The organism is Pseudomonas sp. SYWMCR5 (assembly GCF_057197165.1).
Map to the genome: position 1 here is coordinate 177,370 of NZ_JBXUNH010000010.1, position 19,882 is coordinate 197,251.

The 19,882-nt window shown below is 53.1% G+C and carries 22 protein-coding genes, 1 pseudogene and 1 riboswitch; of the genes and pseudogenes, 11 read left to right on the forward strand and 12 right to left on the reverse strand.

Annotated features, from left to right (window positions below; all coding sequences use genetic code 11):
* Window positions 1–153: 153 nt before the first annotated feature.
* Complete coding sequence (locus AC2CGW_RS22765) at window positions 154–645, reverse strand: helix-turn-helix domain-containing protein (protein ID WP_274140322.1); 492 nt, start codon at window positions 643–645, stop codon at window positions 154–156.
* 190 nt (window positions 646–835) lie between these two features.
* Between AC2CGW_RS22765 and AC2CGW_RS22770 the strand changes: the two genes are divergently transcribed.
* From AC2CGW_RS22770 to AC2CGW_RS22785, 4 genes are all read left to right on the forward strand, one after another.
* Complete coding sequence (locus tag AC2CGW_RS22770; RefSeq protein ID WP_484574642.1) at window positions 836–1,228, forward strand: DUF6957 family protein; 393 nt, start codon at window positions 836–838, stop codon at window positions 1,226–1,228.
* A 48-nt stretch (window positions 1,229–1,276) separates the two neighbouring features.
* Window positions 1,277–1,735 (forward strand): hypothetical protein, encoded by a 459-nt coding sequence (locus AC2CGW_RS22775; RefSeq protein WP_484574643.1) that lies wholly within the window; start codon window positions 1,277–1,279, stop codon window positions 1,733–1,735.
* Between the two features lie 689 nt (window positions 1,736–2,424).
* Window positions 2,425–3,297 carry a restriction endonuclease gene (locus AC2CGW_RS22780; protein WP_274091490.1) on the forward strand — a complete coding sequence of 291 codons (873 nt, stop codon included), beginning with the start codon at window positions 2,425–2,427 and terminating at the stop codon, window positions 3,295–3,297.
* 82 nt (window positions 3,298–3,379) lie between these two features.
* The gene (locus AC2CGW_RS22785) at window positions 3,380–3,745 is read left to right on the forward strand and encodes a histone-like nucleoid-structuring protein, MvaT/MvaU family (RefSeq protein WP_274091491.1); all 366 of its coding nucleotides are present in this window, start codon (window positions 3,380–3,382) and stop codon (window positions 3,743–3,745) included.
* Window positions 3,746–3,977: 232 nt separating this feature from the next.
* Here AC2CGW_RS22785 and AC2CGW_RS22790 read toward each other — a convergent pair whose 3' ends face one another.
* Together AC2CGW_RS22790 and AC2CGW_RS22795 are read right to left on the reverse strand one after the other, a co-directional pair.
* Entirely contained in the window at window positions 3,978–4,739 is a 762-nt protein-coding gene (locus tag AC2CGW_RS22790) for a hypothetical protein (protein WP_274091492.1), read from the reverse strand.
* Window positions 4,740–4,802: 63 nt separating this feature from the next.
* Entirely contained in the window at window positions 4,803–5,165 is a 363-nt protein-coding gene (locus AC2CGW_RS22795) for a hypothetical protein (protein WP_274091493.1), read from the reverse strand.
* A 103-nt stretch (window positions 5,166–5,268) separates the two neighbouring features.
* On the opposite strand from AC2CGW_RS22795, the gene tnpC reads away from it, so the two are divergent.
* Complete coding sequence (gene tnpC, locus AC2CGW_RS22800) at window positions 5,269–6,792, forward strand: IS66 family transposase (protein ID WP_484574660.1); 1,524 nt, start codon at window positions 5,269–5,271, stop codon at window positions 6,790–6,792.
* Here tnpC and ppa read toward each other — a convergent pair.
* From ppa to crcB, 3 genes are read right to left on the reverse strand one after another with little or no spacing between them, the layout of a single operon-like run.
* Window positions 6,751–7,296, reverse strand: coding sequence for an inorganic diphosphatase (ppa, locus tag AC2CGW_RS22805; protein WP_028697115.1), 546 nt, complete (start codon window positions 7,294–7,296; stop codon window positions 6,751–6,753). The genes tnpC and ppa overlap by 42 nt on opposite strands.
* A 2-nt stretch (window positions 7,297–7,298) precedes the next feature.
* Window positions 7,299–7,652: a DUF190 domain-containing protein gene (locus AC2CGW_RS22810; protein WP_028697116.1), complete on the reverse strand. Its 354-nt coding sequence runs from the start codon at window positions 7,650–7,652 to the stop codon at window positions 7,299–7,301.
* Window positions 7,653–7,662: 10 nt separating this feature from the next.
* Window positions 7,663–8,046: a fluoride efflux transporter CrcB gene (gene crcB, locus AC2CGW_RS22815; RefSeq protein WP_028697117.1), complete on the reverse strand. Its 384-nt coding sequence runs from the start codon at window positions 8,044–8,046 to the stop codon at window positions 7,663–7,665.
* Window positions 8,047–8,187: 141 nt separating this feature from the next.
* Window positions 8,188–8,249: riboswitch (Fluoride riboswitch) on the reverse strand.
* Between the two features lie 85 nt (window positions 8,250–8,334).
* Here crcB and AC2CGW_RS22820 point away from each other — a divergent pair.
* Window positions 8,335–8,910, forward strand: a complete 576-nt coding sequence (locus AC2CGW_RS22820) for a uracil-DNA glycosylase (RefSeq protein WP_028697118.1) — start codon at window positions 8,335–8,337, stop codon at window positions 8,908–8,910.
* Between the two features lie 3 nt (window positions 8,911–8,913).
* Here the strand turns inward: AC2CGW_RS22820 and AC2CGW_RS22825 are convergent, their stop codons facing one another.
* Window positions 8,914–10,086: a TDT family transporter gene (locus AC2CGW_RS22825; protein WP_028697119.1), complete on the reverse strand. Its 1,173-nt coding sequence runs from the start codon at window positions 10,084–10,086 to the stop codon at window positions 8,914–8,916.
* Window positions 10,087–10,194: 108 nt separating this feature from the next.
* Here AC2CGW_RS22825 and AC2CGW_RS22830 point away from each other — a divergent pair, with 108 nt between their 5' ends.
* Complete coding sequence (locus tag AC2CGW_RS22830; protein WP_028697120.1) at window positions 10,195–11,088, forward strand: LysR family transcriptional regulator; 894 nt, start codon at window positions 10,195–10,197, stop codon at window positions 11,086–11,088.
* A gap of 57 nt (window positions 11,089–11,145) precedes the next feature.
* On the opposite strand, the pseudogene AC2CGW_RS22835 reads toward AC2CGW_RS22830, so the two are convergent.
* Window positions 11,146–11,625, reverse strand: a pseudogene (locus AC2CGW_RS22835) (histidine phosphatase family protein); the annotation flags it as partial.
* 86 nt (window positions 11,626–11,711) lie between these two features.
* Here AC2CGW_RS22835 and AC2CGW_RS22840 point away from each other — a divergent pair.
* The gene (locus tag AC2CGW_RS22840; protein ID WP_484574644.1) at window positions 11,712–11,921 is read left to right on the forward strand and encodes a hypothetical protein; all 210 of its coding nucleotides are present in this window, start codon (window positions 11,712–11,714) and stop codon (window positions 11,919–11,921) included.
* Between the two features lie 243 nt (window positions 11,922–12,164).
* Here AC2CGW_RS22840 and AC2CGW_RS22845 read toward each other — a convergent pair whose 3' ends face one another.
* On the reverse strand, window positions 12,165–12,872 hold the full coding sequence (locus tag AC2CGW_RS22845; RefSeq protein ID WP_274091499.1) for a hypothetical protein: 708 nt from the start codon (window positions 12,870–12,872) through the stop codon (window positions 12,165–12,167).
* Between the two features lie 289 nt (window positions 12,873–13,161).
* Entirely contained in the window at window positions 13,162–13,614 is a 453-nt protein-coding gene (locus tag AC2CGW_RS22850) for a 3'-5' exonuclease family protein (protein WP_274091500.1), read from the reverse strand.
* A gap of 15 nt (window positions 13,615–13,629) precedes the next feature.
* Here AC2CGW_RS22850 and AC2CGW_RS22855 point away from each other — a divergent pair, with 15 nt between their 5' ends.
* From AC2CGW_RS22855 to AC2CGW_RS22865, 3 genes are read left to right on the forward strand one after another with little or no spacing between them, the layout of a single operon-like run.
* Entirely contained in the window at window positions 13,630–13,995 is a 366-nt protein-coding gene (locus AC2CGW_RS22855; protein ID WP_484574645.1) for a hypothetical protein, read from the forward strand.
* A gap of 35 nt (window positions 13,996–14,030) precedes the next feature.
* Window positions 14,031–14,429, forward strand: coding sequence for a hypothetical protein (locus AC2CGW_RS22860; protein WP_409262943.1), 399 nt, complete (start codon window positions 14,031–14,033; stop codon window positions 14,427–14,429).
* Window positions 14,426–14,635: a hypothetical protein gene (locus AC2CGW_RS22865; protein WP_484574661.1), complete on the forward strand. Its 210-nt coding sequence runs from the start codon at window positions 14,426–14,428 to the stop codon at window positions 14,633–14,635. Before AC2CGW_RS22860 ends, AC2CGW_RS22865 begins: the two co-directional genes overlap by 4 nt.
* Before the next feature lie 271 nt (window positions 14,636–14,906).
* Here the strand turns inward: AC2CGW_RS22865 and AC2CGW_RS22870 are convergent, their stop codons facing one another.
* Complete coding sequence (locus AC2CGW_RS22870; RefSeq protein ID WP_484574646.1) at window positions 14,907–16,784, reverse strand: hypothetical protein; 1,878 nt, start codon at window positions 16,782–16,784, stop codon at window positions 14,907–14,909.
* 9 nt (window positions 16,785–16,793) lie between these two features.
* Window positions 16,794–19,337, reverse strand: coding sequence for a hypothetical protein (locus AC2CGW_RS22875; protein WP_409262946.1), 2,544 nt, complete (start codon window positions 19,335–19,337; stop codon window positions 16,794–16,796).
* Window positions 19,338–19,882: the final 545 nt, after the last annotated feature.

The window sequence follows — 19,882 nt, forward strand, 5'->3', positions numbered from 1 at the left end:
CTTGCCGCCTGAAACCGAAATCGTGGCTGCCCTAGCCAGAAAGGGCGACCCGCTCCCAGACAAAACTCACCCGATCCCGATGGCATCCGCATAGGCCTGTAGCGAGCCAAAATGCAGTGACGCTCATCCCATTGCTTCGCTCCACACCTGGGTTCAATCAGCAGTTTCCTCATCCACAATCCGCTTCCAGTGTCGATTTACAATTGTTGGTGAAAGCCCCAGCTCTTGGACGATCTGCGCCTGGGTCATCCCTTCTGCCTTCAGCTTTCTGACAGCGTTGAGATTGTCTGCATTCACAGGCTTCCCCCGATTGCGCTGGACGAGTTCCCCATCAGCAAATTGATCAGCCAATAGCTCCAAGCCGCCCTCAGCTTCAAAGGCCTTGAGCTGTGCGCGAGCTTGTTCAATGAGTGTTGGGTAGGGCGTGTCGAGCCGCGCCGACATGCACAGCGCCATTAGGGCCAGAGGATCAATGTCGAGGGCTACAGCAAGGCTTTCGAACTTCTCCAGCGTGATGCTGGTTTCGCCACGCTCGAGAGCGCTTATCTTGGACTTGGCGCTGGCATCGGAAAGCTGCTCATAACGAACGCGCCGATTGAGCCGAAGAGCCCTGAGGGTGCCGGCAAGGGCGATTTTGAGGTGCATGGCGTGCCCAAAAGTCAGGATATAGCCACACCACAGGGTTTTCGATAAACATCAATTACAGGTATTATTGTGTATTAAGGTGCTCGCGTGACATCATTGGTGTGCTCAGAAGGGTGGATCTGTGTTGAGGGTAGGGGCTCTCGCCGGTTTCCGAATATTTTTCGAAAATTGTTGTAATGAGGTGCTGAACGTGGAGTTACCCATCAATGACGGCCTGCTTGGCGACGGAGTAGAACTGATGGGCGCTGAGCAATCGCTCAGTGAAATCGTGGAGTCGGCTCGACGCACGTACAAGCGGATGCCTCTTTGCGTCGTTGAAGAGTGGGTGATCCTTGATGCCATCCTCACTGAAGATGAGCAGGCCAAGGTAGCTGCGGCTGGATGTCAGCCCATGTTCTTGTTTGCCCACAAGGTCGTGCATGACGAACAGCACCGTTTCGAGCCAGGCGATTGGGTGCGGTCGACAATCGCTAGAACCTTCAATGAAGGCTACCTCTTCGAGACCAGAAACACCGTCTACCTGCTCAAGGGGCCAGGCCAACGGAAGTCGTCTTCGCTGCAAGGCATCTTCTCAATCTTCTAGGTGTCACGGCCCCGCTCGTGACGACTCGACTGTTTTAGAGATCAAGATATGTTCCGTTCCCACCAAGCTGACATGGCCGGCATCCCAGGCATGTTTGGCGATGGACTCATGCATTGGCACGGCGTTTCCCGAGCGCTCGCTACCCACTGGTACCACGTGAGCGTCCAGCGTTTTCATGAAGGCCAATTCAGGAATTATGAGGAGATGCTCAACGATGAGATGCGCCTCGTCGAGCTGCTGGTAGCGCAGGACGAGAGTCTGGTTGTGCAGGAAGTCCAAGCCGTCACCCCGTCCTGGATGAACAAGGATGGTGGTTGGAAGATGGAGAAGCTCACGTCGCTCTCGATGGGACACAACCAGGCTGGTGTGGCCGTCTGTGTTCTGGAAGTAGAGGGTGGTGCTGTGTACATCGATATCTACCTCTTCCATAAAACTTCAGTCCTCGATACCTGGCAGTCGATTGCACCCGCCACGCTGGTAGAGCGCTTCAGCAAACTGCACCGCTAACTGTCGGGCGTGCCGCATTCGCGGACGGCTGTCGTGAACCAGGCCACACGTTCGTGCGGCCTGGCCCTGCGGGCTTCCATCCTCACGCCTATGGCCCGTCGTGGGCCGGCGCGCTCCGCTTGCGGTTTGATCGCAAATCACATGGCCGAGCCTCTACCCCTACAGTGAACCTTAAGCACTATGAAGACGCCGCCTGAAGCCCTACCCGAGATCGACATTGGAGAGTTCCGTCAGCGCTATCCGCAGCTGTTTTCTGATCCTGGCGTCGATGTTATCTACTGCGGGCCTGGCTGGAAAAACCTCCTCCTCGCACTGTGCGATACGCTGCGGGATCACCTAGCTCGGCATCCAGAGGTTGTCCCGGTGACCGTCGCGCAGATCAAATCAAAGTTCGGCGAGCTGCACTTCTTCTACGATGGCGGAGATGCCTACTGCCGAGGAGCGGTGGATGTTGCTACCGAGCTATCGCTGAAGACTTGCTCCTACTGTGGCTCTCCTGGAAGGCAGGTGGGTACGACCTGGGTCAGTACGCTCTGCTCCGCACATAGCAGCAATGCTTCTCTGACTTCTTAGCCGAAGCCCGGGCTTACTATCGTTCCGGATGGTGGGCTTTGAGCTCGGTAGCCCGTTGGGTCTTTCACAGCGATGTCGTATGCTCGATTCGCTGTGCTTGATCAAGGACGCGGGGCATGCCGAAGATAAAACCGTTTGATATGAAGCTTCTGGATCTCCTCTTCGAAATGGAAGGGGGGTACGTTTTGGATTTTTCGAACGCTACGTTCAGCCGGTTTTTCCTCGGTGAGCTGGAGATCGATATAGACGATCCACTTTTCACAGCGGACGGCACGTCTAAGGCAAAGCGTTTCCGTAGTTTCCTTGCGCTTGCAGATACACCGACGTGTGTTCGAGCATTGAAAGCGGTGTGGGCGCATCGACAGGCTCTCCTGTTGCACGAAGGTCGAGATGATCCCATAGCAAATGCCGAGGGGCGTTTTTTGACCCTCATCCAAGACCTAGAGTCAGGCACCTCCGGTAATGGCGTTGCGGGCGATCCATTTGCCGCAGTACGCAAAGTGAGCATCGATCAAGCGGCCAAGCTGAAACAGGACTTGCTGAGTATCCATAAGCTTGCCCCCCAGGCGCGTGGGTACGCATTCGAAACATTCCTACAGCAGCTGTTTGAGGCCTCGAATTTGCAGCCTCGCGCACCATTCCGGAATACAGGTGAGCAGATTGACGGGAGCTTCCTCTGTCGCGGTGATATCTACCTCGTCGAGGCGAAGTGGGTAACCAATCGAGTTGGAGCTGGTGAACTTCATATCCTTCAGGGCAAGATCAGCGAAAAGGCAACTTGGACACGAGGGGTGTTTATCAGCTACTACGGCTTCACCGATGTTGGGTTGCAAGCCTTCGGTCGTGGGAAGAGCCTGGTATGCATTTCCGGCAAGGATATCCGCGACGCTCTCGATAAGCAGATCCCATTTGCTGATGTTATCGACCGAAAAGTTAGAGCTGCTGCTGAGACTGGCCTGGTATTTGTCGAGGTGACAGACCTGTTCTAGGCCGAGTTATCTTCAAGCCTGGGGTGGCGGTCGCGGGTCTCAGCATATACTCTTTGACGTCCAACCAATTAGGAAGCTAACAATGTCCCGCCTCGCTGAATTCCGTCGTCTGGAGCTACAACTCGCTCAGCAATTGGCAGAACTCGAAGCCATGAAGGGTGACTCGGCCATCAAGGCTGAGATGGAGTTCGAAGAGAAGCTGCGTGCCCTGCTCGGTGAGTATGGCTACAGCTTGCGCGACGTGATCAGCATCCTCGATCCCAAGGCAATTACTCGCGTTGCGGCCCCAGGCGCACAAGAGAAAGGCAGCCGTAAGCCTCGTGAGTTGAAGGTCTATAAGAACCCGCACAACGGTGAGCTGGTTCAGACCAAGGGTGGGAATCACGCAGTTCTGAAGGCGTGGAAAGCTGAGCACGGCGCTGAAACCGTCGAGTCCTGGCGTCAGTAAGCATTGAGCCTTGACGCGATGAGTTCACGATAGGTCGCCTCATCGTGTACGTGCCCGACACCAAAACCTCTCTGAGGAAAAGACCTCTTTAACGGCACCTTAAACCTCGCCGTGGAGAGTCGGAGACCCCGAGCAAGACCCTGAAAACCGCCTATACGGCGGTTTTTTCAATTTGGTCATCAGACAGATTTTATGACTCGATCTGATGGCTCTATCGCAGTAGCTCCTACCATTACCTATCAGCCTTCAAAATCAATCTTCGTTTGGTCTGAGCCTGCATGAAAAGCAGGATATCGAAGACTCTGCCAGGTGCTAACTCGAGGTCAGGGTGGAGGCTGTTTCTGACTCCCTCTCTCAGCGTTACGCGGTTCAGTTCCCAGCATTGACCAAGCTCAAATGGCAGGTGGCAGATTCGGCGCCCCCCGGCCTGATACGTGCTCTTGGGCAGTAGCTGCTGGCCTGTGAAACCCACTTTTCCCGCGAGCCTCAACCCTTTCCTTACCTGGCTATCCAGTGCAGGCATCAGCCCCGTGATCAGCAGCAGCGCTTTCATTGGATAGGTGACGCTGGTGTTGTTGATAAAAAGCCCGGATGCCAAACAAGCGAGTGTGTTCAGGATCTCGATGTCGAACTTTCTGGCATCACTGAAAGAAGCGCCTGGGTTAAAAACTCGGTCACCCCCTCGATTCAGGCTGAACGATTCGAGGCTGTGCTGACTGAGCTTAACCAAGCTCTTATGTACCTGCTTATCCCTCAGGAAGCTCTCAATCTGCGCAGAAGGTCGGAGTTTCGGGCTCCTACGCCTGCAAGCTCCCCAGTTACGAAGAGCCGTGCAGAGTGCCTGAGCGAGCAATGCGACATGCTCAGAGGTTGGCTCAGCCTGAAGGTATCGCTCAGCGATCACCTGCACATTGGTGAAGTCCAGGTGGTAGGACGGTCTGAAATCATCGATTGCAGAGGCGATGTCCTCAATATTGCCAACCAGTCGAAGCATGCTTGCCCATCACTATCGAGAGATGGCCTGAGTCTGAAATCACTCCAAGGATCCGGTCAAGGGCTACCAACGTCGTGCCACCATGGCTAGGTCGCCGTCAGATGCCGGCGCCTGGCGTTCCACATACATCAGTTTCGGCTGAGCCTCATGATGTGTGGGTGGCATGTCACCATAGCCTGTGCTCAATGCCAGGATGTGCCCGATTACCACGCCTACGACGATATCAACCAGGGCGCTCTTCAATACGTTCTTACCCATCAGTTGCCCACCTCCTTTTTTTTCGGGGACAACAATCGGTTTAACGGCAGAATTTTTTCCGACCAGGGTAAATCGAGATTTTTTTTCGGTTGCATCGCCATCATGGCCTCGCTTGCTGTGTGAACTGCTGATCGTGCTGTCACGACCAGTTGCGAGTGCAATTTTCACAGCCTCGAAGCTGTGTCATCGGGCAGGGTTCGGCATGTGGCTGGCGGCGCGGCGACTGAACCAAGGCAAATTCCACTGGCCTGGCGTTCGCCATGGCGCTGAAATGGAGTTGGATAAGACCGTTGATTTCATGGGCAAGAAGATCGGCCAAGACAAAACGCTGATCGAGAAGCTGACCTTTGAGATCGCCCAGCTCAAACGTCTGAAGTTTGCCAAGCGCAGCGAACAGATGAATCCCGAGCAGGCTAGCCTGCTCGATGATCTGATAGACACCGACATCGCTGCGATTGAAGCTGAGCTTCAGAGCTTGCAGGCCGTGATAACTCCGACCGAGAAAAAGCAAACGCCCAAGCGCAGGGCTTTGCCGGCAGAGTTTCCACGCACACTGATCCATCACGAGCCAGAAAATACCCACTGCCCATGCGGCTGCGCCCTCAAGCGCATCGGCGAGGACTTCAGCGAGAAACTGGACTACACGCCCGGTGTGTTTACCGTTGAACGTCATGTGCGTGGCAAATGGGTTTGTGACGACTGCGAAACGCTGATCCAAGCACCCGTTCCGGCGCAAGTCATTGATAAGGGCATCCCGACTTCGGGCCTGCTCGCCCACGTCATGATCGCCAAGTTTGCCGACCATCTGCCGCTTTACCGTCAGGAGTCGATCTTCGGTCGAGCTGGCCTGGCGATTCCACGCTCAACCCTGGCTCAATGGGTGGGCGTGACGGGCGTACAGCTGCAGCCACTGGTCGACGCGCTGCGCGACGTGGTACTCGGGCAGCAGGTCATTCATGCCGATGAAACACCCGTGCAGATGCTCATGCCGGGAACGAAGAAGACTCACCGTTCCTATGTATGGGCCTATGCCACCAGCCAGTTCTCGGACGCGGCAGCGGTGGTGTACGACTTCAGTCTCAGCCGTGCCGGAGAGCATGCTCGCAATTTTCTGCAAGACTGGAAAGGCAAACTGGTCTGTGATGATTTTGGCGGCTACAAAGCCAGCTTCGAACTTGGCGTGACCGAAATCGGCTGCATGGCCCATGCGCGGCGTAAGTTCTTTGAACTGCACGCCACGAACAAAAGCACGCTGGCTGAGCAGGCCCTGCGTTATATCCAGTTGTTGTACGAAATCGAGAGCGAAGTCCGCGATCTTGAGCCGGATGCGCGACGCCGAATACGGCAAGAAAAAGCCATCCCTGTGATGGAAAAGCTGCATGCCTGGATGATTGCCCAGCGCGATCTTGTGCCCGAGGGCTCAGCCATCAGCAAAGCACTCGATTACAGCCTGAAACGCTGGACAGCGCTGTCGCGCTACCTCGATGACGGAGCTGTACCCATAGACAACAACTGGGCAGAGAACCAGATCCGACCATGGGCTCTTGGGCGTAAGAACTGGCTCTTTGCGGGCTCATTGCGCAGCGGTAAACGTGCGGCTGCAATTATGAGCTTGATCCAGACGGCACGGCTCAATGGACATGATCCGTATGCGTACCTAAAGGACGTGCTCACCCGCCTGCCAACACAGCGGGCGAGTGAGATTACTGAGCTACTTCCGCATAAGTGGGTTCACTCTAACAGTCCAGATTCTCTAGTGAGACATCAGCCTCTTTGGAACGTAGGCAGCTACTGACTTGCGGATTTCTTCCCTAGCCTCATCTGCGCTACCCCATCGCCCCATCTTTACCCACTTACCCGGTTCCAACGCCTTATAGTTTTCGAAGAAGTGCTGGATCTGCGCGAGGAGTAATGCAGGCAGGTCTGAGCACTCCTTAACGTCGCTGTACATAGAGCTGAGTTTTTCATGAGGCACTGCGATCACCTTGGCATCCGCTCCAGCTTCGTCCGTCATGTACATCACACCAACCGGGCGACTACGAATGACAACGCCAGGTGATACCGGGTAAGGACAAATCACTAGGACGTCGAGAGGATCGCCGTCATCGCTCAGTGTATTTGGAATGAACCCGTAGTTGGCCGGGTAGAACATCGGCGTGCTGAGGAAGCGGTCAACGAAGATCTGTCCGCTTGGCTTGTCCACCTCGTACTTGATCGGCGAGTGGTTTGCAGGGATCTCAATAACGGTGAAGAAGTCATCGGGAATCGCTTTACCAGCTGAAATGTCCGTATAGCTCATGTTCATAGCTCCGAAGTTGTAGACGGGGCTGCGCTGGAAGGCGCTTTTCCAAGTGTGCCCATCTCGATTGGCGTTTTTGTGAAAAACACCGAAATTTCCTCACAGTCCAGTCGCTTGAATAATAACTCTGACTCCTCCTCCGTCATTGCCAAGCGAATCTCGGTAGGTTGATCAGCCAGCTCAAAAAAGTGCGATGAGTGAAGTTTTCCAGTGTGTCCAAAACCTTCGATTCCGGTGCATAGCGTGGCACCGCGCAGCCCCATTTCCTTAGCTATGTCGACGATCCATTCGCCGAGCATCTTTCCTTGATAACGACGGTTTTGTTGGGTGAAGAAAACGACCATATAGCCTTTCATTTCAATTTCCTCAGCGAGTACCAATCATTTGGTAGGAAAGTAGTCCGGCAGCGGTCATCGCTAACGAACCTACAACGTGCAATGAAATTGAGCCGAGCGCCCACAGCAATCTTCCTTCTTGGATGAGGGCAACTGTTTCGGCTGAAAAGGTGGAAAAGGTGGTAAGTCCCCCACAAAAGCCCGTGATTATCAGCAAGCGCCATTCTGGACTTAAGGAGGGAGATGCGGCCAAGAGCGCGATGGCTAGGCCAATGATGTATCCCCCGACCATGTTCGCCACTACAGTGCCTGGGGGAATAGTCGGGAACAGAGCGTTGAGCTTCATACCCAAGAGCCAGCGCAACCAGGCACCAAGTGATGCGCCGATGGCGATGACAAAGAGTGATTTCAGCATGACTGCAAATCTCCTCGAAGCTGGTAGGGCCGAGGAGGTGCTGATAACCGCAGATTGCGATAGAGAGTTAATACGGAATTTTGAGTCAATTTCCTGTCCTAGATTCGCGGACAGGGGGCACACCTACGCACCCTGTCCAGGGTTCACGTAGGCATCATCAGCACGGGGCGGTTGTGAGGAGGAATGCCATCTCCTTAGAAGCAACATATCACTCGCGCGATTGTCACGTAAATAGTGCTTCGCAATCGTTGACGCGAGCACGGTTTCCCCTCGACGCCTAGAGACTAGATGAATATTCAAGATACCCGCAGACATCGTCTGTACTCCCAGCCTGCTGGTATTCTGAACAAGTGGGTAGACGCCCGGAGCCTGGGAGCTAGACGACTGCCGTACTTTGATCCGCTGGATGGTGGGGTCGATGCGTCTGTTCTGATATTGCTGGAATCTCCGGCCAGGGATTGCTCGTGGCCACGCTTCGTTTCCCGCGACAACACAGGGCCCTCCCAGCGCAACCTGAAGCGCTTCCTTGAACAGGCGTGCCTCGCGCGTGAGCAGACCATTTTGTGGAATATCTATCCGTGGCTGCCGAAGCTGGACAGTCCTGCCGAAGCGATCACCCGCTCGAAAATCACAGAGGGCGTCACACTGCTGAAAGAGGTAATGGATCTGCTCCCGTGCCTGCGCGTCGTGGTCTTGGCTGGACGCGTGGCTCAAAGAGCGGCACCCGAAATCGAGCATCATCGCCCCGAGGTCAGGCTGTTCGCCATGCCGCACCCAAGCCCGCTTTCGGTGTGTCAGCATCCTGATGTCGCTAAAGACATTGTCGCCACGCTGGCCCGGGCGGCGAACGTGGCGAGTGTCTGATCGTTAGCGACTGGCGCGTTTGGCGTTCAGCGACGCGATACAAGGCGATACAAATAGATTGCCACGGTATGCACCGGCAGCGGTTTTGGTCGCAACCACCAGCCACATGATGGCCAACATCATCACCAGGATAATGCCCAGCACATCAAAAAAGGCCAAGTTCAGCGTCGCGCCGAGCTTCAGCGTGGTCACCGCATATACCCCCAGCGGGAATGTGAAGCCCCACCAGCCAAGATTGAAGGGTATGCCGCCCTTGGCATAACGCGCGGTGATCAACAGCGCCAACAGCATCCACCACAAGCCCAAGCCCCAGAACAGGACACCCGATACTACCCCGATACCCCCGGCCACCACGCCGGCGCCTGACATGCCGTGGGCAGCGAAGATTGCCGGTGCATCGTTACCAATGACCAACATGCCCAGAGCGCCCGTGCCAATTGGCCCCAGCGATAACCAAGACGACGCCGCCATGCTCTCATGGGGCAATTTATGAAGTGCCAGACGCAGTACCAGAATAACCAGTATGCTTAAGGCAACTGGAACCGAGTAGGCCCACAAGACGTAGCTGGTGATCAGCATCGTGAACTGAGCACTGGTATCAGCCAGATGCGGTGCGATGGTACCGCCGCTCGCCGCTGCCACTTCCGCCGCTACCACAGGAAGCAGCCATACAGCAGTCATCTGATCGATGCTGTGCTCCTGCCGGGTAAACATCATGAACGGGATCAGCACCCCACACGCCAGTGCCATGGCGACGTCCAGCCACCAGAGCGCATGGGCCAAGGGGATCACACCGTCTCCCCAGTTCGGCAGGCCGTACTGAACCAAGCCGTTGATGATCGTTGCCAGGCCCATCGGTATCGTGCCGAAAAACATCGAAACCGTGGAATGCCCAAAGATCTGTTTGGCCTCATCGAAGAAGAACACCCAGCGGGCGGCGTACATCAGGGTAAAGACGGTAAACAGCAGGATATTGAACAGCCAAAGCGCCTCCCCAATACCTGTAAGCAGCATACTGTGACCCGGCAACTGCCCCAGGGCCAAGGCCAGAATGCCGGTGCCCATCGTTGCGGCAAACCAGTTAGGCGTGAACTGTCGAATCGCTTCCTTGGGATTGGAAAGCGCCGAGAGCGGCTGGCCGCCCTGCATGACCTTGATAAGGCTGATCTCGCGCATAAAACCTCCGAATGATTGCGATGCGGCAACAGGTTCAGAATAGCGGCATGCATCTATCTGGAAAAACGGATATTTTGAATATGGCATACCTATTTTCAAGGTAAGAAAGTGAAGCTCACACTTCGGCAACTCCACATCTTCCGCGCTATCGCCCAGCTGGGTTCAACCACCCAAGCCAGCGCAACCCTCGCTCTTTCGCAGTCAGCCACCAGCGCAGCACTCCAAGAACTCGAAGGCGCATTGGATATTCGACTCTTCGACCGCGTCGGCAAACGCCTGGTGCTCAACGAAAACGGCCAGGCACTATTGCCCAAGGCTATCCGCCTGCTGGAGGCTGCACTGGAGATCGAGGGTGGTTTTCGGACTGACGTGGTCGCGCGGCTGCGGGTAGGTTGCAGCACGACGATTGGCAACTACATCATGCCGCTGCTGATGCAACACATGGCCGAGCGTGCCGGCGGGACACAGATCGATGTCATCCTGGGCAACAGCGCAGAGATCGCCCGGCAGGCGGCACAATTGTCAATTGACGTTGGCCTGGTCGAGGGGCCGAGCCATCAGCCCACTCTGGCCGTGCAGCCCTGGTGTGAAGACGAGTTGATCATTGTCGCAGCGGCAGATGACCCTCTGGCACACAAGGGGCGGCTTTCGCTTAGTGACCTGCAAGAAGCGCGCTGGCTGGTACGCGAAGAGGGATCGGGTACGGCTGAAGAGGTTCAGCGCTGGCTTTTTCCACACCTGGGTGCCTGGCGCAATGCCCGGCAGATTGGCAGTTCAGAAGCTATCAAGCGGATGGTCTCGGCTGGCGTCGGAATCAGTTGCCTTTCCTATTGGGTGGTTGGAGATCTCATCGCCGAGGGGAGCCTGATCTCGTTGAACCACATGATTCCTGAGCACAAACGGCAGTTGCACGCGATTTATCACAGAGACAAGTTTATCTCCCGCTCTCTTGAAACCTTTTTCAGTGTGATCAAGGATTTCGCGTCGGCCAATGCGAGATGACGGTCAGACCACGCGATGCCCTCATCAAAATGGAAGACGTGTTCACCAGCCGCTTACGAGTAGCCAGCGCACGGTATTGAGGTACTGGCCATGCGAAAACACCACGATCTCATTGGCCGAGTGTTCTGTGATTCGGTCAAGAAAATGCAGAGCCCTGGCCACGAGATCACGGAAGGACTCCGCTCCTTCACCGTCAGAAAAAGCAGGGTCTGATCTCTGCCAATAGGCATCGACCCAGCCCCGCCGCTGTGCGAGCGTCGTATCCACACAGCGTGCCGGCGCCAGGTAGGTAAATTCGTGAACCGGCCAAGTCTCGAAAGCTGCATTTGGATAGATGGCCGTGGTGGCCAGCGCGGTCGCTTGGGCGCGCAGGAACGGCGAGGCAATGATTAGACCAGGAGCGCTCGTATGAGAGTGAGCGACGATTCGGGCCTGCTCCAGGCCTTTTGCCGTCAAAGGAATGCTTGCGTGATCCCTGGTGGGCTCGCCAGCGTTGGCGGCGCTCTCACCATGGCGTATCAGGCTTACGTTCTTCATCAACTATCCTTCCCTGGCTCACGTTGCTTGGATTACGCCATGCTGGCATGGCAGCGAGTGGGATAGCCATGCCGAAGGGAGAGATCGTGAAAAGAGATCTGAGCAAGGTGCTCATGCCCGACCATCCGCTGTACACCGAGGCTGTGGAAGCGCTGAAGGTTTACCATCAGGCCCAGGCTGATGGAGTCGTGGGGATTGAGCTGGAGCGTCTGCGGTTGATGGCTGAGCATCGTTTTCAAGCCGTCACTGATTATCAGCTTCGAGCCCGTGCCGGGTCGGCTGAGAAAGGTCATTAGCAGCGGTCAGCGTGGGCATAGTCGTGATATCGGTTGCTTGGCGGACAATCTCGAGTAATCGAGACCAGGCCCTGTTGTGTCAGGCACGGTGAGTGCTGGTCGGCCACAGCGGGTAGTGAGCTTTACCAGCTCTATACGAGGTAGAGCCCGCGCAGAAGCGGGCTCTAGATGCAGTCACCGTAGGCTCGCTCAAGCTGGGCCTGTAGGAACCTGACCAGCTTGAGCACTTTCGGCTATGCGAGGTTAGCGAATCCGTTCCCCACCCATACCGGCGTGATAACGATTAGCGGTCGCCCAAGCGGAATAGAAGTAGGGCTTGATGGAAATGACGGCCCGATCAAGCTTTTCATACTCAACCTGGGTGCCGGCAAGTAGGTACTCGCCGCCGTGATAGGCCTTGCCGTCTGGCCCCTTGGGCGAAATCACTACCCCACAGCTAACGCGCCACTGATCGCGGGAAGTCCAGATGTTGGTGACGTCATCGACATCATCGATCTCGACAAACTCACATGGAGCGTTGACCTTCTCATGGGCGGCACGGACTTCATCGTTTCGGTGTAGCTCGGCCAGGAAGAACGCTGGGACGTGAGGATCCAGATGGTCGTCAAGGAAGGCGCCATCGACCTCGTAGACCGGTGCAGAAACTTCCTGCCGGATGTTCTCGATCAGAAGGCCAACGTAGCGCCGAGCGGCAGGGACAGGCTTTTCGCTTTCTTCGAGAAACGCCGCCGCTTTACGCACAGCGGCTCTCTCATTTACGAGAATGGCCGCGTCGGGGCGGGCTATCGCCTGCTGGATTTTGGTAAGACGTTCGGTGAGGTTACGTCGTGTTTCGTACCCCAAGAGCGGGGCAGTAAGTTCAGAAAGCTGGGCTCGCGAGAGCGCGTCAAGGCCGATTTCTTTGGCTTGGACGTGGGTGTGATAAACAGCAGAAGCAAGGAAGCTGGACATGGGCGTAACCTCAGAGTGATTGGTCGGGACACTTTTCAATGGCAACGATTTCCCGCATCAACACAGAGGTCGGTAGCAGAGGGGGTGTAGCGTTTTATGCCTTTTTTGAGTCGTTGCGTCTGAGGCGGGCGCCTGTGAATCAGGCACAATGTTACACCGCTGGATGCAGTTGTCCAGGCCCTTTGACAACTGATCGGCTGTCACGAGTCCTCAGGGGACATAGGGGAATACCACGGACAGCAGCTCTGCCTGGGGTTGCAACCCGACTACGATTCTCTACGTGGACGTCTCACTTCCGTGATGACGTGGACATGCTCGCGATGACCCTGGCGTCGAGCAGGGCGTGATGAGGCAGTTCTTCCCCATCGTTCGTCGCGGTCAGGGTCGTGGCATCCGTGGGGAAATTCCTGACGTTCTGGGGCCATTTCCCATCGTCATAGGCGAGCTCGCAGAACAGCTCCCAGTCGTAGGCAGGTGCGTCAGTGACAATCTCGAGCTCTTCGCCGTAGGTCGCCAGGAACCGCAGGAGCGCCGCCCTGGCGTCGATAATCGGCATGGCGTACTCACCACCCCACAACTGCGGCAGTACGATCTCCTTCACGAACTCACTGCAGTCTTCTTCTCGCCACGCGTCGACCACTTCCACGTAAAATTCCCGGCCATCCTCGGCGACTAGCGCTAGGGAGATGAGCTTGGCCTGCTGGCTTAGTTCGGTGAATTCGCAGTCCAGAAAGAGTCTCACAGTCGAATATCCTCTATGCCTAGCAAACGCCTATCCCTCGATCAGGAGCGCCTACTTTGGGAGATTGCCCTCGAACACTTTGGCCCTGAGTTACTGCTCGAGATCGTGGTGGAGCTGTGGGGCACTTTTGACTACCCGGAGCATGCCACGGTTGATCATCTGTCCACGGCTACGTTGGGCCATCAAGTGTTGAATATACTGAAAATTGCCCAGGGCAGAGTCGGAGCATTCGTACCGCTACGCGATGCAGTACCTGGCACTGTCACGCTGTACTCACGACACGCCAATGATTTGGCTGATGGCCTCATGGCTCGACTGCCGATGAGCCAGCTCACTCACAGGATGAAGGGAGATCGCATCGATGATGAAATGGGCCTATGAGGTGAAGCCGGCTACAGACCGATTGAAGTTGCGTGATGACGACTGATCAACTGCGCAAACTCGAAGTTGCGAAGCGTAGGGCCTTGTGGGCCCTTGCCGAGCTGAAGCCTGGCGACGCCGCCGCTATGAAGGTGTTGGTAGAGCTAGATGAAATTGACCAGGCTCTCGGGGGCTTGGTGATGGGGCGTGAACTCTCGAGCCAGGAGCTGATGGCGGCCATCACAACTCAGTACCACAACGGTATTTGCTTGGTCGTTGATGACAGTATTCCGGAACCATGGCGGCAGCGCTTTTGGGCAGCGAGTGTGGGATCCACTCGCCTGGCTGCGGGGGCGTACTTCCTCGACTTCGAGAAATTTGTTCTGGCCTGGCAGAGAGAGCTTGAGCACCTTAAAGCACACCGCTCCAGCCGGCAGGATAGGTGCTCGAATTGAAGAGATCGATTCTAGGAATGTTTGAGGCAGGAGAGCCGCTACTACGGCAAGCTCTCCAAGCGATTCGTGATCATCAGCAAGCCGTAGATGAAGGGCAATCAACCGAAGTGGTGGAGCGGCTTCGCATTAAGGCGGATCACCTTTATGAAACCGTCATCGACTACCAGTTGTACAAGGCGGGCAGTCTGGATCAGGCACAGCACTGATTGGCAAAATGGCACGCAAAGCGCGCCGACCCACGATGGGCCAAAGGAGAGAAGGTGGAGCCCGATAGGGCCATAACTTGGCGAAGCCAGGGTGCGATTCACGACAGCTGTCCCCGTCGGGGCGAGCCCTAAGCGTCACACCTTGGCTCGCTGTTGCGGCATGCCCTAATTGCGGCCTAGTGGAATGCAAACTTACCAACTAAGCGTGCCTGAAATACCACCACAAAAAAAGCCGTCATTATGATGGCTTTTTTGATAGTTAGCTGGGCAATTAGATGCTCATTGATAGCTGGTCTTCATGGTTGAATGATCTCTTGTGATGGTTTTTTGAAATTCTTGTCTTTTGTAAGTCCGCGAGTCCTATGTTGATTAATTTCATCACGTTGTCAGTCAGTTTTACGGTCTTGTCCAATTTCTCATGTGGGTCTACAGAAGATACAATTAGTGCTGGTAGGGCTGGTCTGGAACCATGAATTGTAAAGTCTCTGTGGTGGAAGTGAATTGAGTCGGCTTGGTCGTTGGGTGTAACAATGATTAGACCTAAAGTAGAATTCTCGCCATTGGAGTGATCATGCAAGCCATGAATATACTTCATGGTGAGTGATGGGAGATAATGACTAAACGCTTTGTTCTGCGTGGTGTATTTTGCGTCCAGTATTATATATCGTTTGGCTCCAGAGGAATCCTCGAGTTTTATTACGTAGTCGGGGCGGCGGTTTGAACGCGAGCTTGAGCTTCCTCTTTGGGAGATGGAGAACCTCTCAGATACGTTCCATCCCTCAGTATTCGTGAGGAAGTCATTTGTAGATTGTGGATGATTAGGTGTCCAGGCTACTGGTTCATAGAACAAGGTTATGGTGAGGTCACCGTATGTATGTATGCTCAGTTCACCTTGATTCCCGGCAAGATTAGACGCGACGTGGTACTGGTCACTTAATTGTTTTTTGAGAAGGAATAAAACGTACAGCTCGAACAGTTTCGGTATGCTCTGGATAGAATGAAGTTCTTCCTGTGCGCTCCAGTCGGGTGCTCCAAGGTTATGCCACGCAATTATTTTGGAGAATAACCTTCTGTAGCTTATGCTGTCGCGTGCTTTTGGGGTGAAAACCGGAGTTCCTGATATTGCTCGTGTAACTGGTATCAGTGACTGTGCAGATTGTTGCAGGTTAGATATGCGCGTTCTCAACGTTTTAAGTCGAGATATTTTTTTCTTATTGAGCTCCTTGGTGAAGCGTGATATCTGGGAGAAAAAAGACGTATAGCCGATGTTTTGATGATCATTTCCTCTACCGTTTGATGGCGCCTCAAAACCAGAAATTAGTTCTGTAGAAACGCGGATCAATGCAGCAAGAAACCCATGGATTACTTGGTTTTCATAAACATCAAGAACTGTGCCAGTCCTTTGTTCCTGAATCAGGTGGGCGCTGTAATACAAATCATCCATTTTAAGGATGGCTGAGTTGGTGTCATCAGTCTCTTGAAGGATGTCCGGGTTTTCTGCAATCCAGGCAACAGTAGACTCGTCGACGCCTTGATATGGTGGCGTGACGACTGAGCGATAAGAGACAAGCTTAGAAATGGGAGAGCAGAAAATTTTATTTAGCTCTGCTGTCAGCAAGTCTACAGTCTGTTCTAATTGGTCGACTATAAATGTCTCAGATCTTCCTCCTTCTTTGAGCCCGCTTCTTAGCCTCGTTACCCTAAATAAGGCAAGGAGAGCCTCTTCATTTTCCCTAGCTAGAAATGCCAGCATCGATGCGACCCGATCCGCATTGATTTTCTTTGCTAAAATGTCAATGGGTTGAAATGATCGGATAATCTCTAGGTTTTCACCTGTCTGGTGACCCAGTTGCAAGTGTGCTAGACCGTAATAATTGTGGAAAAGTGACTCGAAGCTCCATGAGTTGAGAGGCTTAGGTCTCCACGTGTAAATAAATCCAGCTTCAGTTTTATGGCATGATGTGTAATCTATGAAGTTGTCAAGGACAACGAGGAACAAGCCGGGCAGCTCAATCTCTGATGTGTAGTTAAGCTCTATTGCCTCATCTTCTAATAGGTATGGAGTATCATATGCCTGTTGCTCTACAACTCCCAGTGCGAACTGCTGGTTTTTCCTGACTCCATTTAAAATCTTAAGATTTATGCTCATCTTGACACCTTAGAAGTAGGAGTAAGACTCGGCGTAATTATCCCCTTCTTCAATAAGGGACTTTAGGCGCTTACGAGAAATGACGAACTCTAGATCTGCTAATGTTTGTTCTAGTTTGCTCAAGCGCTCTTTGAAAGCTTGTCCGTGACCTTGGATGAGCGGAAGAATATGCATTGAGATAGCAAGGTCAAGCGGCTGGGATCTCATTTCCGGAATCTCGTTTGCTATATGGCAGAACCGGGTGACAGAGTTGATTTTTCGATGGCTAATCTTGATAGCGCCACCTTTTTGACTTGGATTGTTTAGAATTGCAATTATTTCTTCAAATGCCGACTTTTGGTCGGGCCGAAGTTCCGCTTCGTTAGAAGAGACATCGAATGTGGCCAAGATGTCTTGATGGCCAAAAGCGCCATCAAACTCTGGTAGGACTTGCGCGCTACCTTCAGAGAGTGGGGCAGTATCGGAGAAGTTTATAATTGGAGCACGGTCAAGAAGGCGAGGGGAAAGCTTTTCAGTGGTGGCGTCATTATTGATCGTTGCAATAAATCGAAGATTCTCGCCTACGCGAAGGAATCGCTCTGCGGGTTCTGAGTGGCCAATATCAATGGTGCGCTGCGCTCCTTTGGAGTCACACATTCCGAGGAAGTCAGACCAGTAATGTTCCACGCTAGAAAGATTGGCTTCGTCTAGTAAAACGAGTTTTGTGAAATTGATTGCACTCTCGGAATCAGACTTAAGGAACTGATACAGTCCAGAGCGCGAAGGTTGATATACGCCTTTTAAACTGTTGAAGAAGCCAAGTATGTCTCTGGTGGCTACCCACCCTCTACCTACTGGGATGCTGAGGAAGTTTGATATTTGGTTTGCTTCGTCCTCTTCGTAAAGTCGAAGATACTTGGCAAGTCTCACAGCAGTAGAAGTTTTTCCAGTGCCAGGTGGGCCGGTGAAAATCGTGAGGAATGATTGGCTCAAACAGATTAGTAGGGTTGCCGTCTCTTCGAACGTCAATGGGCGACCATCTTCGTCTTGGAATTGAGCGGATAGGTGTGAAATAAAAGCGGATCGGTTGTCTTTTGTAAGCTTGGATGGTGCTGCTTTGATTGTATGGTATATAGGTTGTTCGGTTCTAAGTGCTGGTTGTCCATTCAGCATCTGTAGCAAAGTTTTAAGCTCTGTAAGTCTGGTGCTCAAGTCCGGGTGAGCCACGAGGCTTCTTTGACTTTGGACGGTGCGCTCTACTTCTATGTTCGCTTTGTTCAAGTCATCCTGTACACGTCGTAGGTACTGAATCTCTTCTTTCAGTTTTACAATGGTGCTCAAGTCGCTGTAGCGGGACTCAATCTCAGAGCACTTGAGGCTAAGATTTTTCCCATCTTCTTCAAGCTGAAGATTCTTGGTTGTAAGTTCTTTCTGTTTGGCTAGTAAGCTCTGGTGCGCCTGCTCTTCAGTTTGTGCTTGTATTTTTTTGACTGCGATTTCCGCGTTCGCTCTCTCATCGTCGACCTTGCGTCCGATGTCAATAAGTTGCTTGTTTTTGACCTCGATTTGCCTAGTTAACTCATTGAGTTCTTTAGTTGATTCATCTTTCTTGATTTGGGTTTGTTTTTCGATCTCATCTAGTTTTTCTTTTACCAGAATATCCCGGTGCTCGGAAAAGAAGTTGTCTAGATAGCGCCTTCCCTCAATGTTGTCAAGCAAGAAGCGCTCTATGATTTCTTTGCCGTAGTCAGCTGCGTTCAAGAATTCAGGTAATACTTTTTCCAAGCGAGCAAGTCGAGGGCTATTATCTTTGGTCTTGGATTTTTTTCGATATGCATCTAGCTGCTGAATTAGCTTGTTCGCTTCTTGTTTGCCAAGCCCCGGAATGTCTTTAGCGAAGCCAGATTTGGCGAAAACTTTTACAAGCTTCGCATCTGTAATGTAGTCAATCTTTTCAGAGTTTATTTTGCCAAGTCGTTTTAATGATGTAATGAATTTGTTCTTTCGGCCACCAATATCAAAGGCTACGAAGTCGCTGCCAGGCGTAAGGTCGAGAGTATTGAATTTGGCTATGTGATCGTTTGGAAGATTCAGTGGAGACTGACCCGTGAGTGGAGATGCAATCCAAGCCTCATCTTCTCGGGAAGCTACAAACGGGCCATAAATTTGCTCATCATGTTCGGCAAAGAAAATACTACCTTTTGGCAGGTCACGACTGGGCTCACATACCCCCGTAGCTAGATCGGGAGGTGGCATGTCAAAAATGGGAATTAGTAGGTTGTGTTCAAGGTGTTCGGCCCAATCCCCTAACGCATAGTATTTCTGAAGTCGACGATTTGCTTCCCAGTCGTTATCTGTGGGCTGAATGTCTCTAAGTATGAATAGTTCGTTTTCTTTAAAATTCTCATCGATTTTGCTGTAGCCTTTTGATATGAAGATTCCGGTGTTGGGGTAATCATCAATTGATACGGGTGTAAAATTACCTTCCATGTCTTGTGAGCCAATCGGTATCACAACGCCAAGCTCTGAGTTGAAGTTGTTGGGTTCGCCTTTTACTACAATCAATCTGCTCATTAATGTGCCTAATTATACGTGCCTGTTTTCAATGTACGGAATAATTTAATATTTCCGGCTGTATTGTTTGATTCCGGTGTTCAGTCTCGAGTTAATTCGCTTGGCATGCCGTTCCTTGGAATGAGTGATGGCGATAGGCTACACCAAGCTCTAGGTATAGGGCATCAGCTTTTTAGGCTCATGTTTGTGGAGGGCGACTACCGAGAGGTGAAGAGCGCTCTGGTCAGGCACGTGATCCATGAACAGGTCGCTGTCGGGGGGGGGGAATGTGGACTCAGTTATGAATTCTCACCTCTCAAATGTGATTGCTGTCTGGCTCTTGGATGGGTGCCCTAACGGCATCCCAGCGATGACCTTGGCTTCGATCCAAAGCGTGAAACCATGCAAACCCCACCTCAAAGCCCTCCTTGCAAGGGCTCATTATTGGCCATCTCCTCGCAGCTCACTGAGCAGGTGGGAAGTACCGACCTTGTGACGAAGGCGCGTTCATTGAAATCAAATTTATGAGGAGTAGGGCAATGCAAGGACTTAAATCGGCAGGGCAA

What these genes read in the sequence shown, in the direction of transcription:
- AC2CGW_RS22875 (WP_409262946.1), bottom strand. Translation starts at nt 19,337, where the DNA reads ATGAGCAGATTGATTGTAGTAAAAGGCGAACCCAACAACTTCAACTCA.
- AC2CGW_RS22820 (WP_028697118.1), top strand. Translation starts at nt 8,335, where the DNA reads ATGAATATTCAAGATACCCGCAGACATCGTCTGTACTCCCAGCCTGCT.
- AC2CGW_RS22825 (WP_028697119.1), bottom strand. Translation starts at nt 10,086, where the DNA reads ATGCGCGAGATCAGCCTTATCAAGGTCATGCAGGGCGGCCAGCCGCTC.
- AC2CGW_RS22780 (WP_274091490.1), top strand. Translation starts at nt 2,425, where the DNA reads ATGCCGAAGATAAAACCGTTTGATATGAAGCTTCTGGATCTCCTCTTC.
- AC2CGW_RS22785 (WP_274091491.1), top strand. Translation starts at nt 3,380, where the DNA reads ATGTCCCGCCTCGCTGAATTCCGTCGTCTGGAGCTACAACTCGCTCAG.
- AC2CGW_RS22775 (WP_484574643.1), top strand. Translation starts at nt 1,277, where the DNA reads ATGTTCCGTTCCCACCAAGCTGACATGGCCGGCATCCCAGGCATGTTT.
- AC2CGW_RS22810 (WP_028697116.1), bottom strand. Translation starts at nt 7,652, where the DNA reads ATGAAAGGCTATATGGTCGTTTTCTTCACCCAACAAAACCGTCGTTAT.
- ppa (WP_028697115.1), bottom strand. Translation starts at nt 7,296, where the DNA reads ATGAGCTATACGGACATTTCAGCTGGTAAAGCGATTCCCGATGACTTC.
- AC2CGW_RS22855 (WP_484574645.1), top strand. Translation starts at nt 13,630, where the DNA reads ATGCCTAGCAAACGCCTATCCCTCGATCAGGAGCGCCTACTTTGGGAG.
- AC2CGW_RS22845 (WP_274091499.1), bottom strand. Translation starts at nt 12,872, where the DNA reads ATGTCCAGCTTCCTTGCTTCTGCTGTTTATCACACCCACGTCCAAGCC.
- AC2CGW_RS22870 (WP_484574646.1), bottom strand. Translation starts at nt 16,784, where the DNA reads ATGAGCATAAATCTTAAGATTTTAAATGGAGTCAGGAAAAACCAGCAG.
- crcB (WP_028697117.1), bottom strand. Translation starts at nt 8,046, where the DNA reads ATGCTGAAATCACTCTTTGTCATCGCCATCGGCGCATCACTTGGTGCC.
- AC2CGW_RS22790 (WP_274091492.1), bottom strand. Translation starts at nt 4,739, where the DNA reads ATGCTTCGACTGGTTGGCAATATTGAGGACATCGCCTCTGCAATCGAT.
- tnpC (WP_484574660.1), top strand. Translation starts at nt 5,269, where the DNA reads ATGGAGTTGGATAAGACCGTTGATTTCATGGGCAAGAAGATCGGCCAA.
- AC2CGW_RS22765 (WP_274140322.1), bottom strand. Translation starts at nt 645, where the DNA reads ATGCACCTCAAAATCGCCCTTGCCGGCACCCTCAGGGCTCTTCGGCTC.
- AC2CGW_RS22860 (WP_409262943.1), top strand. Translation starts at nt 14,031, where the DNA reads ATGACGACTGATCAACTGCGCAAACTCGAAGTTGCGAAGCGTAGGGCC.